At 62.3% G+C, this 15,439-nt stretch carries 14 protein-coding genes and 1 pseudogene; 11 read left to right on the plus strand and 4 right to left on the minus strand.

Annotation, left to right across the window (positions count from 1 at the left end; genetic code table 11):
- Window positions 1-71 precede the first annotated feature (71 nt).
- From ACFQ95_RS03110 to ACFQ95_RS03135, 6 genes are all read left to right on the plus strand, one after another.
- Complete coding sequence (locus tag ACFQ95_RS03110; protein WP_422829341.1) at window positions 72-2,591, plus strand: ABC transporter permease; 2,520 nt, start codon at window positions 72-74, stop codon at window positions 2,589-2,591.
- Window positions 2,592-2,683: 92 nt separating this feature from the next.
- Window positions 2,684-3,094, plus strand: coding sequence for a group II truncated hemoglobin (locus ACFQ95_RS03115; protein WP_422829342.1), 411 nt, complete (start codon window positions 2,684-2,686; stop codon window positions 3,092-3,094).
- 512 nt (window positions 3,095-3,606) lie between these two features.
- On the plus strand, window positions 3,607-5,592 hold the full coding sequence (locus ACFQ95_RS03120; protein ID WP_422829343.1) for an alkyl sulfatase dimerization domain-containing protein: 1,986 nt from the start codon (window positions 3,607-3,609) through the stop codon (window positions 5,590-5,592).
- Between the two features lie 340 nt (window positions 5,593-5,932).
- Window positions 5,933-6,535 (plus strand): DUF1326 domain-containing protein, encoded by a 603-nt coding sequence (locus tag ACFQ95_RS03125; RefSeq protein ID WP_422829345.1) that lies wholly within the window; start codon window positions 5,933-5,935, stop codon window positions 6,533-6,535.
- A gap of 56 nt (window positions 6,536-6,591) precedes the next feature.
- Window positions 6,592-7,407: a DUF2182 domain-containing protein gene (locus ACFQ95_RS03130; protein ID WP_422829346.1), complete on the plus strand. Its 816-nt coding sequence runs from the start codon at window positions 6,592-6,594 to the stop codon at window positions 7,405-7,407.
- Window positions 7,400-8,275: a DMT family transporter gene (locus tag ACFQ95_RS03135; RefSeq protein ID WP_422829347.1), complete on the plus strand. Its 876-nt coding sequence runs from the start codon at window positions 7,400-7,402 to the stop codon at window positions 8,273-8,275. Before ACFQ95_RS03130 ends, ACFQ95_RS03135 begins: the two co-directional genes overlap by 8 nt.
- Window positions 8,276-8,549: 274 nt before the next feature.
- On the opposite strand, the gene ACFQ95_RS03140 is transcribed toward ACFQ95_RS03135, so the two are convergent.
- The gene (locus ACFQ95_RS03140) at window positions 8,550-9,209 is read right to left on the minus strand and encodes a Smr/MutS family protein (RefSeq protein ID WP_422829348.1); all 660 of its coding nucleotides are present in this window, start codon (window positions 9,207-9,209) and stop codon (window positions 8,550-8,552) included.
- A gap of 320 nt (window positions 9,210-9,529) precedes the next feature.
- Between ACFQ95_RS03140 and ACFQ95_RS03145 the strand changes: the two genes are divergently transcribed.
- From ACFQ95_RS03145 to ACFQ95_RS03155, 3 genes and pseudogenes are all read left to right on the plus strand, one after another.
- Complete coding sequence (locus tag ACFQ95_RS03145) at window positions 9,530-10,648, plus strand: LacI family DNA-binding transcriptional regulator (RefSeq protein ID WP_422829349.1); 1,119 nt, start codon at window positions 9,530-9,532, stop codon at window positions 10,646-10,648.
- Window positions 10,645-11,619 carry a ribokinase gene (gene rbsK, locus ACFQ95_RS03150; protein WP_422829350.1) on the plus strand — a complete coding sequence of 325 codons (975 nt, stop codon included), beginning with the start codon at window positions 10,645-10,647 and terminating at the stop codon, window positions 11,617-11,619. The genes ACFQ95_RS03145 and rbsK overlap by 4 nt, the downstream gene beginning before the upstream one ends.
- Window positions 11,616-11,759: pseudogene (locus ACFQ95_RS03155) on the plus strand (RbsD/FucU domain-containing protein); the annotation flags it as partial. The gene rbsK and the pseudogene ACFQ95_RS03155, both read left to right, overlap by 4 nt.
- 63 nt (window positions 11,760-11,822) lie before the next feature.
- Here ACFQ95_RS03155 and ACFQ95_RS03160 read toward each other — a convergent pair.
- Window positions 11,823-12,002: a hypothetical protein gene (locus ACFQ95_RS03160; protein ID WP_422829351.1), complete on the minus strand. Its 180-nt coding sequence runs from the start codon at window positions 12,000-12,002 to the stop codon at window positions 11,823-11,825.
- 11 nt (window positions 12,003-12,013) lie between these two features.
- A complete protein-coding gene (radC, locus tag ACFQ95_RS03165; protein WP_422829352.1) occupies window positions 12,014-12,700 on the minus strand; it encodes a RadC family protein in 687 nt (228 codons plus the stop codon).
- 158 nt (window positions 12,701-12,858) lie between these two features.
- On the opposite strand from radC, the gene ACFQ95_RS03170 reads away from it, so the two are divergent.
- Window positions 12,859-13,323 carry an FKBP-type peptidyl-prolyl cis-trans isomerase gene (locus tag ACFQ95_RS03170; RefSeq protein WP_422829353.1) on the plus strand — a complete coding sequence of 155 codons (465 nt, stop codon included), beginning with the start codon at window positions 12,859-12,861 and terminating at the stop codon, window positions 13,321-13,323.
- Window positions 13,320-14,306 (plus strand): 4-hydroxy-3-methylbut-2-enyl diphosphate reductase, encoded by a 987-nt coding sequence (gene ispH, locus ACFQ95_RS03175; RefSeq protein WP_422829354.1) that lies wholly within the window; start codon window positions 13,320-13,322, stop codon window positions 14,304-14,306. The genes ACFQ95_RS03170 and ispH overlap by 4 nt, the downstream gene beginning before the upstream one ends.
- A gap of 91 nt (window positions 14,307-14,397) precedes the next feature.
- On the opposite strand, the gene rfaD is transcribed toward ispH, so the two are convergent.
- Window positions 14,398-15,414, minus strand: a complete 1,017-nt coding sequence (gene rfaD / locus ACFQ95_RS03180) for an ADP-glyceromanno-heptose 6-epimerase (RefSeq protein WP_422829355.1) — start codon at window positions 15,412-15,414, stop codon at window positions 14,398-14,400.
- Window positions 15,415-15,439 lie beyond the last annotated feature (25 nt).

Consider the following 15,439-nt stretch of genomic DNA (forward strand, 5'->3'; position numbering starts at 1 on the left):
ACGCAGACACGTTCTAGGGTCTTGCAATTTGAGTTGGGCTTGCCTGCGGGATTACGCTAACGTACGTCCCCATGCAAACCTCTTTTTGGCGCCTGGGCTGGCGCACCCTGTGGCGTGACCTGCGCTCCGGTGAATTACGCCTGTTGATCGTGGCCGTGACCCTGGCCGTTGCGGCGCTCAGCGCGGTGGGCTTTTTTGCCGACCGGCTGCAAGGGGGCCTGCAGCGCGACGCGCGCCAACTGCTGGGTGGCGACGTGGTGCTGGTGAGCGACAACCCGCCGCCAGAATCGTTCACCGCGCAGGCGCAAAGCCTGGGTTTGCAAACCATGCAAACCGCCACCTTCCCCACCATGGGCCGCGCGCCCGAGGCGCTGGGCGGGGCCGCCAAGCTGGTGGCGTTGAAGGTGGTGTCGCCGGGTTACCCGCTGCGTGGTTCGCTGCGCGTGGCCGATACGCCCGATGCGGCTGCGGCGCCCACACGCGACGTGCCCGCCGCCGGTGAGGCCTGGGTTGATGCGCCCTTGCTCGAAACCCTAGGCCTCAAGATGGGCGACACCCTGCTGCTGGGCGACTCGCAATTCCGCGTGGCCCGCATCATCGTCATCGAGCCTGACCGCGGCAGCGGCTTCATGAGTTTTGCGCCGCGCGTGATGATCAACCAGAGCGACCTGGCCGCGACCCAGTTGGTGCAGCCCGCCAGCCGTCTCACCTACCGCCTGGCCGTGGCCGGGGCCGACCAACCGGTGCAGCGCTACAGCAGTTGGGCCACGGCCGAAGTGGCCAAGCCCGATGTACACGGCATGCGTTTGGAGTCGCTGGAAAGCGGCCGCCCCGAAATGCGCCAGACGCTGGAGCGTGCCAACAAGTTCCTGAGCCTGGTGGCCTTGCTGTCGGCCCTGCTGAGCGCCGTGGCCGTGGCCCTGGCCGCACGCGGCTTTGCGGCCAAACACCTGGACGACTGCGCCATGCTGCGTGTGCTGGGCCAGAGCCAGCGCACCATCGCCAGTGCCTACACGTTTGAGTTTGCGCTGGTGGGTTTGTTTGCCAGCGCCTTGGGTGTGGCGCTGGGTTTTGCCGTGCACTATGCCTTTGTGGCACTGCTGGCCGGGCTGGTCGATGCGACCTTGCCCGCCGCCACCTTGTGGCCCGTGGGTTTTGGCATTGGTGTGGGCTTGTTGTTGCTAGGCGCGTTTGGTTTGCCGCCGGTGCTGCAACTGGCGAGTGTGCCGCCGCTGCGTGTGATCCGCCGCGACCTGGGTGGCCTCAAGCCCGCATCGGCGCTGGCCATGGGCGCAGGTGTGGCGGGCTTTGCCGCCTTGTTGCTGGCCGCCAGCAGCGACATCCAGCTGGGCTTGATCGCCGTTGGTGGATTTGCCGGGGCCGTGTTGGTGTTTGCGGGCCTGAGCTGGGTGGCTGTGAAGCTGTTGCGTGTGAGCGTGAACGAAGCCACCGCACCGCGTTGGCTGGTGCTGGCCACGCGGCAGATTTCGGCGCGCCCGGCCTATGCCGTGGTGCAGGTCAGCGCGCTGGCCGTGGGCATGCTGGCCCTGCTGCTGCTGGTGATGCTGCGCACCGACCTGATAGACAGCTGGCGCAAGGCCACGCCGGCCGATGCACCGAATCGCTTTGTCATCAACATCATGCCCGAGCAAAACGCGCCGTTCCAAAAGACGCTGCGCGATGCGGGTGTGCAGCGCTACGACTGGTACCCCATGTTCCGTGGCCGCCTGGTGGCGATCAACGGCCAGGCCACATCACCCGACAACTACACCGACGACCGCGCCAAGCGCCTGGTCGACCGCGAGTTCAATCTGTCGAATGCCGCTGAAAAACCCGAGCACAACCTGCTGGTCGGCGGCGTTTGGAAACCCGAAGAAAAAGACGCACTGAGCGTGGAAGAGGGCATCGCCAAAACGCTGGGCCTGAAGCTCGGCGACACGCTGCGTTTCGACATTGGTGGGCTTATCAGCGAAGGCCGCATCACCTCGCTGCGCAAGGTCGACTGGGGCTCCATGCACGCCAACTTCTTTGTCATGTTCCCGGTGAGTGCACTGCCCGATGTGCCCGTGACCTACATGACGGCCTACCGTGCGCCCGAGCAGCGCGGCTTTGACAACCAACTGGTGCGCAGCTTCCCCAACGTCACCAATGTGGACCTGAGCACGGCGCTGGCGCAGGTGCAACGTGTGCTCGACCAGGTGATACGTGCGGTTGAATTCTTGTTTGGCTTCACCCTGGCCGCTGGCCTGGTAGTGCTGTTTGCCGCCGTGACCGCCACGCGCGAAGAGCGCGCGCGCGAGTTCGCCATCATGCGCGCGCTGGGCGCCCCAAGTGTGCTGCTGCGCCAGGTGCAACGTGCCGAGCTGGCTGGTGTGGGTGTGCTCGCCGGCTTCCTGGCCAGCCTGGCCGCCATGGCCGTGGGCTGGGGGCTGGCGCGCTACGTGTTCGACTTCAGCTGGGGTGCAGCGCCCTGGGTGCCTCTGGCCGGTGCTCTGGCGGGCGCCGTGCTGGCGCTGCTGGCGGGCTGGTGGGGGCTGCGTGAAGTGCTGCAGCGGCCGGTGGTGCAGACGCTGCGTAATGCAGCGGACTAGCGGCGGATTGAGCCTGGTGTCTAAACTTTAAAATACATAGCTGCTCGCGCACACCTTTTGTGCGCCAGAGCCGTTTTTTGTATTGAACCCCCATGGACATCGAAGAACCCAGCCCCACCGCCCAGACCACGCCTTTCGAATGGATAGGCGGCGAAGAACGTGTCAAGGCTTTGGTCGAGCGCTTCTACGACCTGATGGACCTGGAGCCCGGCTACAGCGACCTGCGCGCCGCGCACGGTCCGGCCCTGGACAACGCACGTCAGCGTTTGTTCTGGTTCTTGTGTGGCTGGATGGGCGGCCCCTCGTATTACACCGACCAGTTTGGCCACCCACGCCTGCGTATGCGCCACATGCCGTTTGCCATAGGCATCAAAGAGCGTGACCAGTGGGTGGCGTGTATGGATCAGGCCATGGGCGAAACCGATGTGCCCGAAGCGCTGCGTTCACGCCTGAAGCAAAGCTTTTTCCAGACGGCGGACTGGATGCGCAACAAGGGTGTGTAGTGTGTACTGCCGATCAGGCCGGGCCCTTCGTTTGTCCCTCAGGTGGTTTGGCACGAATGGGTGCGATGAGCCTCAAGCGTAAGTACCAGCCCTCCGCAAGCCGTCACAGATTTAGGCAGGCATTTATGACGCCTGGCCGACAACCCCGTGCCTGACCGCTTCTACAAAAGAAGCTTGTAGACCTGTCATCTATTACAGCCCACATCAGCAGTTGGCCTATTTGCAAGCCGCGGTTTCACTATGACAGGTTGGCACACGTGAAACAACTCATTACGATTGCCGTATGTATTCATACCATCGGGAAGAGCAATCCGGTATAAACCCAATCGTTGTCTGTTCATTCACAACATTTTCTTCAAGCTCCCGCTGAATACACGATCAACGAGCACAGCGCAAACCTGCACCCAATAGCAGGTAGGTTTCGCGGCTAAAACAAAACCAAATTCACCGCGATAGAGGATGGGATGTGCTCTCTTTGCACCCTGTTTTTCAACGCCTGTAGGAGGATTTGCATGAAGCCGATGGCTCGATTACTTTCCACCATTGCATTTGCCGTCGCCCTGGCGGGATGTGCTTCATCGCCGCCGACTTCCCCGACGGCCCAAGGGCCAAAGGATGCAGCTCCCGCAACGCGGGCAGCGAATGACAAGCTGAAAAGCTATCTCCCATTTACCAACCAGCAAGATTTCGAAGATTCGAAGCGCGGCTTCATCTCTGATATTCCCAACCCCGTCATCAAAGGTGCAGCGGGCAACAGCGTCATCGACCTCGGTCAGTATGATTTTCTGAAGCAAGCGGGTGACGCACCCGCGACGGTCAACCCCAGCCTCTGGCGCCAATCGCAACTGCTAGGTATACGCGGCCTCTTCAAGGTGGTGGACGGCATCTACCAGGTGCGCAATATCGACCTTGCCAACATCACCTTCGTGCGAGGCAACACCGGTTGGATTGTGATTGACCCGCTGACGTCGGTAGAGACCGCCAAGGTTGCTCTCGACCTGGTCAATGAGAAAGTCGAAAAGCTTCCTGTGACTGGCGTCATCTTCACGCACAGCCACGTCGACCACTTCGCCGGCCTGCGCGCCATCGTCGATGAAAAAGACGTGAAGGCGGGCAAGGTGCCCGTCATTGCGCCAGAGCACTTCATGGAAGAAGCCGTGAGCGAAAACGTCTTCGCTGGCAACGTGATGAGCCGTCGCGCCTCGTACATGTACGGTAATCTGCTGCCGAAGAACCCGCGCGGCAACGTTGGTGGCGGCTTGGGTATCACCACGGCTGCGGGCACCATCACGCTGTTCGAGCCCAGCCATCTCATCAAGAAGACGGGTGAAAAGATGACCATTGACGGCATCGAGGTCGTGTTCCAGATGGCCCCGGGCACGGAAGCCCCGGCCGAGATGCTGTTCTACTTTCCCAAGTTCAAGGCCATTGACCTGGCCGAGGACGCGAACCACACGCTGCACAACATCCTGACGCTGCGTGGTGCCAAGGTGCGTAGCGCAGAAAAGTGGGCGAAGTACCTCGACGAAACCATTGGCCTGTGGGGCAAGGACGCGGTAGTTTCCTTCGGTAGCCACCATTGGCCGCAGTGGGGAAATGAGCGCGTAGCGCAGCATTTGGAAAAGCAACGCGACCTCTACAAATACATCAACGACCAAACCCTGCGCATGGCCAACCAAGGTCTCACCATGCACGAGATTGCCGATCAGTTTGTGCTGCCCGACTCGCTGGCCAAGGAGTTTTTCAGCCGTGGTTACTACGGTGACCTGAAGCACAACGTTCGCGCCACCTACCAGCTATATCTGGGCTGGTGGGATGCGAATCCGTCCAACTTTGACCCTTACCCACCTGCGGTGGAGGCCAAGAAGTATGTGGACATGGTGGGCGTCGACAAGATGATTCAGACCGCGCAGGAAGCCTTTAACAAGGGTGACTTCCGTTGGTCGGCTTCCGTGGCGAACAAGGTAGTGTTTGCCGACCCACGCAACCAGCAGGCCCGAGCGATCGAAGCAGACGCCTTGGAACAATTGGGCTATCAGGCTGAGTCTGGCCCGGCCCGCAATTTCTACTTGAGTGCGGCCAAGGAACTGCGTGATGGGGTACAGAAAGCGGCCACGCCGAACACATCTTCGCCCGACATCATTGCCGGCATGACGACACAGATGTTCCTCGACTTCTTGGCCATTCACTTGAACGGTCCCAAGGCCGATGGAAAGAACTATGGGTTCAATCTGGTCTTCCCTGACACCAAGGAAAACTTTTCATTGACGGTGAAGAACAGCGTGATGACCGCAACAAAAGACCGCAAGCTGGATAAGCCAGACGCGACCTTGACGCTAGACCGCGTTACTTTGAACGACATCGCATTGGGCAAACTGAAAATGGACGACGTGCCCGCCAGCGGCAAGGTCAAGTTTGATGGCGAGCGGGCCAAGTTCCAGGAGATGTTGGGACTGCTCGACAAGTTCGACTTCTGGTTCACCATTGCTGAACCCTGACGCCAGTTTGAGTTGAGTACGGACGGGCTGTTTTCCAGCCCCCAAGCCCTGCATTTCACCAAGAGGTGTCTGCAGGGCTTATTTTTTCTGCTCACCCATCTGGTGGGGCTCACATGAATGTCTGCTCACACTTACCGACTAAAAAGCCGTCTGTCGATGGTATTGCCCGTGGCCTGGGTCGAAAACCCTTTCGACTTCCAGATTGAAAGACTCAACGACCTCGCGCCTCGCATGTCATCGAACTTGACGGTGCTCACCACGCGGCGGAGAATCGATTTTCCCTTGCCGCCGCGAGCCAAGACGACAAGTTTGTGTTCGTGTGGCTCCGAAGGAGGTTGGTATGAGCTATCACCTGGAAGGTCGCCTGCTCGAAGTTTGTAACTGCAACGTCCTGTGTCCCTGCTGGATTGGCGAAGACCCGGACAACGGCACCTGCGACACCATCGTCGCCTGGCGCATAGACAAGGGAACGGTCGATGGGGTTGACGTGAGCGGCAACACCATTGCGGCCGTGGCCCATGTGCCTGGCAATATCCTGAAAGGCAATTGGAGGGCCGCGATCTATGTCGACGACCAGGCCTCCAAGGCACAGGAAGAGGCCCTGCTGAAGGTCTACACCGGCCAGGCCGGCGGGCCGGTCGCCGATCTCGCCAAGCTGATCGGCGAAGTGGTGTCTGTGGAGCGGGCGCCGATCCGCTTCACGGTCGAGGAGGGCAAGGGCTTGCTGGAGATCGGCAAAAACTACTTCGCCGAACTCGAGCCCTATCGTGGTGCGATGGGGGGGCTGACCACGCTCTCCGACACCGTGTTCTCGACGGTGCCCGGGGCGCCGGTGTTTGTTGGCAAGGCGCCGAGCTATCGGTCGAAGAACGCCGACCTCGGCATCCAGCTCGACATCAAGAACCACAACGCCCTGCAGAGCACCTTCGTCTTCGACGCATAAGCCGCCTGATCGTACCCAAGGCGAATCACCGCAGCGCATAAGCGCGGAGGTTTCCCATGACCCCTAGGGCAGGCCCGGCGCTGACCAGCGCCCCCCGTCACCAGCGCGTGTTCTTGCCGGTCCTGGCCGCACTGGTCGGGCTGGCCTGGGTGGCGTTGTGGACGTGGACGCGCAGCCCCTACGGGCGTTATCTCGAGCACGGTGACTGGACGAAGTCGGGACCGGCGGCGTTTCTGTGCAGTGTTGTTCCGGCCGGTGACGTGGTCGTGCCCATGGCGCTCTACGCCGTGGCCTGGATACTCATGACGGCGGCCATGATGCTGCCCACGACCTTACCGCTGTTCAACGCCTTCGACCGCTTGACGGTGGGGCGCCCAGACCATGGGTATCTGCTTTTGCTGCTCGGCCTGGGCTATATGACGGTGTGGGGGGCCTTCGGGTTGCTGGCACATGCGCTTCACTGGGCGATGCTGTCGCTGCTCGCCAGGGTACCCCTATTGGCCTGGCATGGCTGGATGATAGGTGTCGCCACCATTGCCTTGGCCGGCGCCTTCCAGTTCAGCAGTCTTAAGTATCGCTGTCTGGAAAAGTGCCGAACGCCTTTGAGTTTCGTGATCGAGCACTGGCATGGTGGGCATCAAGCGCGGCACGCGTTCGCGCTGGGTGCTCACCACGGCCTGTTCTGCGTTGGCTGCTGCTGGGCGCTGATGTTGTTGATGTTCGCGCTTGGCACCGGCAGCCTGGGCTGGATGCTGCTGCTTGCGGCCGTGATGGCGATCGAAAAGAACGTTCGCTGGGGCCGGCATCTGAGCACGCCGCTCGGTATCGCGCTGCTGTCCTGGGCCGTCATTCTGGCGGTGACCCATGTCTGAAGCGCGCTCTGGCTTGCCGACCTGGCAGACGTTCGCCCTCACCGCAGTGGCGATGCTCGCCTTCGCCGCCAATTCATTGTTGTGCCGGCTCGCATTACATCAAACAGGCATTGATCCGACCAGCTTCGGCAGCATACGGCTGGTTTCCGGAGCGATCACGCTCGCCGTCATCGTGCGGCTCAGATCGCAACGTTCCGCGCCTGTCCCTGCCGACTGGCTCGCTGCGAGCATGCTGTTTGCCTATGTCGCGTTTTTCTCCTTCGCCTATCTCGCCTTGTCCGCCGGGACCGGCGCGTTGATTCTGTTCGGCGCAGTGCAGTTGACGATGTTCAGCGTAGGCCTGCGCTCGGGTGAGAGGTTTAGCCCTGTTGCGTGGGCCGGTCTCGCCCTGGCCGTTGCGGGGTTGGTCTACCTGTTGTCGCCGGGCGTGGCTGCGCCGCCGCTCTTAGGTGCCGCGTCGATGGCGGTCGCCGGCGTGGCCTGGGGCGTGTACTCGCTGCGCGGTCGCGGCGTGGCCGACCCGCTGGCTGCCACGGCGGGCAACTTTGTGCGGGCCGTGCCATTTGCCCTCGTGCTGAGCCTGCTTTGCGCAGCCAATGTACACGCGGATGCGGCTGGGGCCTGCCTGGCCGTTGCCTCTGGCGCCCTCACATCGGGCATAGGTTATGCCATCTGGTATGCCGCGCTGCGCAAGCTTTCTGCCATGCGAGCCTCCACGGTGCAGTTGTCGGTGCCACTGATTGCCGCATTCGGCGGCATGTTGTTCCTTTCGGAAGCAATTACGCCGCGCCTGGCTGCTGCTTCCGCGGCGATCCTTGGCGGCATTGCGCTGGTGCTGACCAGCAGGGCGCAGAAGCCGCGTCCGTAGCGTTCTGTGTGAATCTGGCGCACCTTGTCCCCGATCACGCGGGTTGGCAAAGTCGATCGCTTGCACGCCATTTCGGCCGAGACTGGTTTGAACTGGTGCTGCGTGCGAAGTGGCGAACCCCCAAGGGTCCGTATGCCCCGGCGTACGACCGCTTGTATTGGCTGACACTTGTGAGTCTCGGAACACACCGCCACGGGTAGGGCGCTTTGGGGCAATACGAGCGAGTACCTATCCTAAGCTTGCCAACGGCGGCAAGCTGATCGTCCCGCAGCCCTTAGGACGCACTCAGCAACACGATCAAAGCCCCGGCCCCGCCATGCGCCGGGCGGGCTTGCACAAAGGCGATCACTTCCTTTTTTTGCACCAGCCAGTGGCGCACCTTGGTTTTCAGCACCGGCGTTTTGCCGGGGGAACCTAAGCCCTTGCCGTGCACCACGCGTACACAACGGATGCCATGGCGGTAGGCTTCGCGGATGAAGCCGGAGAGGGCGTCGCGCGCGTCATCGCTGCGCAGGCCGTGTAGGTCGATCTGGCGCTGTATGCTCCACTCGCCGCTGCGCAGGCGGCGCGGCACGTCGGGGCCTATGCCGGGGCGGCGGTAGCTCAGGGCGTCGTCGGTGTCGAGCAGGCTGCTGGCGTCAAAGCCGTCGCTGATGGCTTCGACCAGCACGGCTTGTTCGTCGAGTTCCAACTGGGTGGGCACGGGCTTTGGTGGTGCGCGCTTGATGATGGCCTTGCGTTGGTCGGGCAGGGGTTGGACGGCACCCACGGCGCGCGCAAACAAATGTTTTTCGGCCTCCAGGCGGCGCTGCAATTCCAGACGCGCTGCCCGCACCGCCGCCTCGGCCGCAGCGGCTTGGGCCAGGGCTTTCTGGATCTGGCCCAGGTCTTGGAGCGAGTGGACTTTCATGGCGGGCGAGGTGGCGGCTGGCATTGGGCGTCGGGAACACGGCGTGTTTCATTCTCACCGATTTGCCAGTGCCCGGGCATTCAGGACGGCAAAACGCAAAAACAGGTTTTTACAAGTTTCCCGGGGTTATCCCTAGTGCGCAAACGTTTGCGCAAACGTTTGCGGCGCATATCATCCAAGCTCGGACAGCCACCGGCGTTCTTCAAAAAACAATCTTCCAAGAGACATTCGCCATGAAGTTCACCCGCCGTAGCCTGCAAAGCACTGCCGCGTGGATGTTGTTGGCGGCTGCTGTGGCAAGGCCCTCTTTGGCGCAAGACAAATGAGGACGCAAGAGATAAAGCATGGCCACCATCAAAGACGTAGCGCAACGGGCCGGGGTTTCGGTGACCACGGTGTCGCACGTGATCAACAACTCCCGCGTGGTGAGTGCCGAGGGGCGCGAGCGGGTGGAGCAGGCGATTCGTGCGCTGGGCTACGTGCCCAACGCCATGGCGCGCAGCTTGAAGAGCAACAGCTCGGCCACGCTGGGCATGCTGATCCCGAATAGCTCCAACCCCTACTTTGCCGAGATTGTGCGCGCGGTGGAGGACCGCTGTTTCAGCGCCGGCTACACGCTGGTGTTGTGCAATACCGATGATGAACCCGGCCGCCAAAGTGTCTACCTGCAGGTGCTGGCCGAGCGGCGCATAGATGGGCTGATTGTGGTCAGCACCGGCACCGTGGACGACCATTCGCTGGCGAGCCAATTACAAGGCCTGCGTATTCCCACCGTGCTGGTCGACCGCGAAATTGCCGAGCCCACTTGCGACCTGGTAGCGACCGCCCACATGCAGGGTGGTTTGCTTGCCGGGCGCCACTTGTTATCGCTGGGGCACCAGCGTATCGCCTGTATTGGCGGGCCGCTGGGCGTGATGTCGAGCGAGCAGCGCATCGAGGGCTGGCGCCTGGCGCTGGCCGAGCGCGGCGTGGTGCTGCGTGCCGATGAACTGCTGTGGCGCGGCGGCTTTACCAGCCAGGGCGGTTATGAGGCCATGCACGCCATTCTGCGCACGCCAGACCGGCCCTCGGCGGTGTTTGTGTGCAACGACTTGATGGCGATTGGCGCGCTGCGTGCCGCGCATGAAACCGGTGTGGCTGTGCCCGATGAACTGTCCATCGTGGGCTTTGACGATATTGAACTGTCGTCCTACACCAGCCCCGCGCTCACCACCGTGGCGCAGCCCAAAACACAAATCGGCGGCTTGGCGGTCGACATGCTGCTGGAGCGTGTGAGCGGCCAACGCCGTGAACCCTGCAAGGTGGTGCTGCAGCCAGAGTTGTGTGTGCGCGCCTCCACCGCCAGCCATACGCCGCAACGTGTTGCATCGGCTGCCGCCGCTTCGTCCTCTTCCATCTCTTCCATCTCTTCCATCTCTTCCATCTCTGCCACCCGGGCGACCATGCCCGTTATTTCAGAATGACACTCGCCGTGAACGCCGCTTCCTCAACTTCTTCAATTCCCGCGCCGCGCATCGTGGTGCTGGGCAGCCTCAACATGGACCTGGTGGCACGCGTGCCGCATGTACCGGAAGCCGGTGAAACCCTGACCGGGCATTCGATGGCCACCATACCCGGCGGCAAAGGCGCCAACCAGGCCGTGAGCTGCGCACGCCAGGGCGCGCAAGTGCAGATGCTCGGCTGTGTGGGCGACGACGCCTACGGCTCGGCGCTGCGCCAGGCGCTGCAGCAAGACGGCATCGACACCGGCACCTTACGTACCGTCACGGCCGAGGCCACGGGTGTGGCGCTGATCCTGGTGGAGGACAACGGCCAGAACCGCATCGTGCTCAACCCCGGTGCCAATGGCCGGTTTGAAGTTGACGAGGCGGCCTTGCGCCAGCAGCTCAATGGCGCGGCCTTCATGGTGGCGCAGTTTGAAGTGCCGCTGCCACAAGTTGCCAAAGCGATTCGTGTCGCGCATGCAGCGGGCTGCAAGGTGTTGCTCAACCCCTCGCCGGTGCAAGCCATTGACCAGCCCTTGTGGCCCTTGATCGACACGCTGGTGGTCAACGAAATCGAAGCCAAGGATTTGAGTGGCCACACGGTGAACACCCCCCAAGAGGCGCTGGTGGCGGGGCAGGCCTTGCGCGCCAAAGGGGTGGCGCGTGTGGTGATCACGCTGGGCGCACACGGCGCGGTGGCCGTGGCCCAGGGCGGCGCCAGTTATCACCCCGCGCTGAAGGTGCGGGCGGTGGACACCACCGCTGCCGGCGACACCTTTCTGGGCGCGCTGGCCACGGCCTTGGGTGAAGGCCAGTCTCTGGACGAGGCCGTGCGCCTGGGCATTCGCGCCGCCGCTTTGTGTGTGCAGCAGCCCGGCGCCCAGCCGTCCATTCCCCGCCGCGACGCCGTGCTGCGCAGCCCCATGCCCCCGGACTGGACGGTGTTGTGAAACGCACCACGCTGCTGCACGCCGAGCTTTCGCAATTAATCGCCTCGCTGGGGCATGGCGACTGCCTGGTGATTGGCGACGCGGGCCTGCCGATTCCGCCCGGGCCGCAGCGTATCGACCTGGCCGTGATGCGTGGTGTTTTGAGTTTTTGGGCTGGCCACAAAAAAGTGAGCTAGCCAGGCTTATCTGGCGGGCCTGTATGGCTACTTACGGCCCGAAGGCAGCGGCTGCACCGCACCGGCTGCACGCGTGAACAGACTTTTGTCCGCGTCTTTTTGCCGCTTGGCGACTTCAGCTGCGGCCTTTTCTTTGGCTTGCTCGGCGGCTTTGTCGGCAATGGTTTTCTGCAGCTTGGCCAGGTCTTGTAGGGAATTGACTTTCATGCCCTGCATTATCAAAGCAAGCCGGCCTCGGCCATGGAAAAGCTTTGTCCCGCGCCCACGATGACATGGTCCAGCACCCGTACATCCACCAGGGCCAAAGCCGCGCGCAGGCTGCGGGTCAGGGTTTCGTCGGCGGGTGAGGGTTTGACGCTGCCGCTGGGGTGGTTGTGCGCCAGGATCACGGCCGCCGCATGGTGGTGCAGGGCACGCAGCACCACTTCGCGTGGGTAAACGCTGGTTTGCGTGAGCGTGCCCCTGAACAACTCCTCCAGCCCCAACAAGCGGTGCTGCGCATCCAAAAACAGCACGGCAAACACTTCGTAGGGGCGGTTGGAGAGGTGTAGTTGCAGGTAGTAGCCGACGGCGTCGGGGCTGTCGAAGACCTGACGCTCGCGTAGTTGCTCGGCCATGGCGCGGCGCGCGAGTTCCAGCACGGCCACCAGTTCGGCGCGTTTGGCCGGGCCCAGGCCCTTGACGCGGCGCAGATCGTCCACCGTGGCATGCAGCAGGCCGGCCATGCCGCCAAAACCCCCGGGCGGCGGGTCTAGGAGTTCCTGCGCCAGTTGCAGCACACCCTTGCCGGCCAGGCCGGTGCGCAGCAGCAGGGCCAGCAGTTCGGCATCGCTCAGCGCGCCCGGGCCGCGTGCGAGCAGCTTTTCGCGGGGGCGGGCGTCGGCGGGCAGGTCTTTGAGGGGCATGGGCGGCTCCGTTTAGGACGGGAAGCCGCTGGTGACAAGACTTTGGGATAGCCTGAAAGGTGATTTGCCACCGAGGGTGCGGCGCGCGCCCCGGCTTTCTACAATAGAGGGCAGTTTATTGATAACCGCCGTGCTGCGCCACGGCCTTCGAGAGTTTTATGTCGTCCACACCCACGCTTGTCCAACCCAGCTCATTCCTGACCCTGCACTACCGCTTGGCAGGGCCCGGTGGCGACATCATCAACACGTTTGAAGGCAAACCCGCCACCTTGTCGCTGGGCACGGGTGAGCTGTCGCCTGCGGTTGAGCAGCGCCTGCTGGGCCTGGAAGAGGGCACACGCGCCACGTTCGAGATTCCGGCGGGCGAGGCTTTTGGCGAACGCAAGGCCGACATGGTGCAGTGGGTGGCGCGCAAGCTGCTGAACCAACTGGGCGACCCGGACGAAAAATACAACGTCGGCGACGTGGTGCAGTTCCCCACGCCCGACGGCCTGGGCCAATACGCCGGTGCGGTGCAGCAAGTGGGCAATGCCGACAGCCCGGACGCCGTGTTGTTCGACTTCAACCACCCGCTGGCCGACCAGCCGGTGACGTTTGAAGTGCAATTGATTGGGGTGTTATGAGCGACGTGAAGGCCTTGGGCCCAGAAGAAATCATCCTGGCCGAGCCGCGTGGCTTTTGTGCCGGGGTCGACCGCGCCATTGAAATCGTGGAGCGTGCGCTGGCCAAGTTTGGCCGGCCCATCTATGTGCGCCACGAGATCGTGCACAACACCTATGTGGTCAACGACCTGAAGGACAAGGGCGCGATCTTCATCGAAGAACTGTCGGACGTGCCGCCGGGTGCGACGCTGGTGTTTTCAGCCCACGGCGTGAGCAAGGCGGTGCAAGACGAAGCGCGTGCACGTGGCTTCCAGATCTTTGACGCCACCTGCCCGCTGGTCACCAAGGTGCATGTGGAAGTGGCCAAACTGCACAAGGAAGGCTTCGAGTTCATCATGATTGGCCACAAGGGCCATCCCGAGGTCGAGGGCACCATGGGCCAGCTCGACAGCGGCATCCACCTGGTGGAAGACGTGGCCGATGTGGCCAAGGTGCAGCCCGGCCAGACCGAGCGCCTGGCGGTGGTCACACAAACCACGCTGAGTGTGGACGACGCGGCCGAAATTTCTGCCGCCGTGCGTGCACGTTTCCCGAATATCCGCGCGCCAAAGATGCAGGACATCTGTTATGCCACGCAGAACCGGCAAGACGCCATCAAGGTGATGAGCCCGCAGGTGGACATCGTCATCGTGGTCGGCAGCCCCACCAGCTCGAACAGCAACCGCCTGCGCGAACTGGCGCAGAAGCTGGGCACTGAGAGCTACATGGTCGACAGCGCGGAAGAACTGCAAGCCGCATGGTTTGAAGGCAAGATCCGCGTCGGTTTGACGGCTGGTGCCTCGGCGCCCGAGGTGCTGGTGAAGCAGGTGATAGACCGCATCAAGGCACTGGGCGCGGTGTCGGTGCGCAAGATGGACGGTATTCAGGAAACCACCAAGTTCCCGTTACCCAAGGGTTTGCGTTTGGACGGCACGGGCTTGCCGGCTGACGGCGCTTCGATTTAAAAGCTAGAAGAAAAAATGCCGCTAGCGCCTATGCAGCTAGCGGCAATAGCTATTGTTTAAATAGCAAGCGCCGGTTGGCGTTGAAGCTGGGTCAGGCCTGCAACAGGCGCTGAACGTACTGGCTCACACCGCTGCTCACATCCGCAAACTGGTGATCGCAACCGGTGGCGCGCAGGGCCGTCAAATCGGCTTGTGTGTAGCTCTGGTACTTGCCGCGCAGCGCGTCGGGGAAGGCGATGTATTCGATCAAACCTTGCTTCACCGCATCGTGCAGGCTTAGTGCGGGCAGCTTGTCTTGCGCACGCAGCGTGTTGACCACGGCGTGGGCAATGTCGTTGAACGGCTGGGCGCGGCCGGTGCCGAGGTTGAACACGCCGGATTGGCTAGGGTTGTCGTAGAACCACAGGTTGACGGCCACCACGTCGTCGACAAACACGAAGTCGCGCATCTGGCCACCGGCGGGGTAACCGCCGTATTCACCAAACAGCTTGACCTTGCCATCGGCCTTGAACTGGTTGAACTGGTGGAAAGCCACACTGGCCATGCGGCCCTTGTGTTGCTCGCGCGGACCGTAGACGTTGAAGTAGCGAAAGCCCACTACCTGCGCCATGTTGCGCTGGGCGATGCGGCTGAAGTCGCTGCCGCATTCGAGGCGCATGCGTTGGTCGAACAGCAGCTTGGAGTAGCCGTAGACGTTGAGTGGCTGCTCGTATCTGGGCTGCTCGATGAACTTGTCCGAGCCGCCGTAGGTGGCCGCAGAAGAGGCGTACAGCAGGCGTGTGCCTTGTTGCTGGCACGACTGGAACAGGCCACACGACAAGGTGTAGTTGTTGTCCATCATGTATTTGCCGTTGTGCTCCATGGTGTCGCTGCAAGCACCTTCATGGAACACGGCTTCCACCTTGCCGTAGTGGCCTTGGGCGAAGCGCGGGTAGAACACGTCCAGATCCACATAGTCAGCGATCTGCAGGTCCACCAGGTTGCGGAATTTGTCGCCCTGGGTGAGGTCGTCCACCGCGATGATGTCGCTGATGCCGCGTGTATTCAGGCCACGGATGATGTTGCTGCCGATGAAGCCGGCGGCGCCGGTCACAACAATACGGGTCATGGTCGTATCCTTTTTCAGCAAGAAA

The organism is Variovorax sp. HJSM1_2 (assembly GCF_049316285.1).
Lineage (GTDB): Bacteria > Pseudomonadota > Gammaproteobacteria > Burkholderiales > Burkholderiaceae_C > Rhodoferax_B.

Bases quoted from the DNA above. Each gene is read 5' to 3' on its own strand.
- ACFQ95_RS03110 (WP_422829341.1), top strand. From the start codon at position 72: ATGCAAACCTCTTTTTGGCGCCTGGGCTGGCGCACCCTGTGGCGTGAC.
- ACFQ95_RS03115 (WP_422829342.1), top strand. From the start codon at position 2,684: ATGGACATCGAAGAACCCAGCCCCACCGCCCAGACCACGCCTTTCGAA.
- ACFQ95_RS03120 (WP_422829343.1), top strand. From the start codon at position 3,607: ATGAAGCCGATGGCTCGATTACTTTCCACCATTGCATTTGCCGTCGCC.
- ACFQ95_RS03125 (WP_422829345.1), top strand. From the start codon at position 5,933: ATGAGCTATCACCTGGAAGGTCGCCTGCTCGAAGTTTGTAACTGCAAC.
- ACFQ95_RS03130 (WP_422829346.1), top strand. From the start codon at position 6,592: ATGACCCCTAGGGCAGGCCCGGCGCTGACCAGCGCCCCCCGTCACCAG.
- ACFQ95_RS03135 (WP_422829347.1), top strand. From the start codon at position 7,400: ATGTCTGAAGCGCGCTCTGGCTTGCCGACCTGGCAGACGTTCGCCCTC.
- ACFQ95_RS03140 (WP_422829348.1), bottom strand. From the start codon at position 9,209: ATGCCAGCCGCCACCTCGCCCGCCATGAAAGTCCACTCGCTCCAAGAC.
- ACFQ95_RS03145 (WP_422829349.1), top strand. From the start codon at position 9,530: ATGGCCACCATCAAAGACGTAGCGCAACGGGCCGGGGTTTCGGTGACC.
- rbsK (WP_422829350.1), top strand. From the start codon at position 10,645: ATGACACTCGCCGTGAACGCCGCTTCCTCAACTTCTTCAATTCCCGCG.
- ACFQ95_RS03160 (WP_422829351.1), bottom strand. From the start codon at position 12,002: ATGAAAGTCAATTCCCTACAAGACCTGGCCAAGCTGCAGAAAACCATT.
- radC (WP_422829352.1), bottom strand. From the start codon at position 12,700: ATGCCCCTCAAAGACCTGCCCGCCGACGCCCGCCCCCGCGAAAAGCTG.
- ACFQ95_RS03170 (WP_422829353.1), top strand. From the start codon at position 12,859: ATGTCGTCCACACCCACGCTTGTCCAACCCAGCTCATTCCTGACCCTG.
- ispH (WP_422829354.1), top strand. From the start codon at position 13,320: ATGAGCGACGTGAAGGCCTTGGGCCCAGAAGAAATCATCCTGGCCGAG.
- rfaD (WP_422829355.1), bottom strand. From the start codon at position 15,414: ATGACCCGTATTGTTGTGACCGGCGCCGCCGGCTTCATCGGCAGCAAC.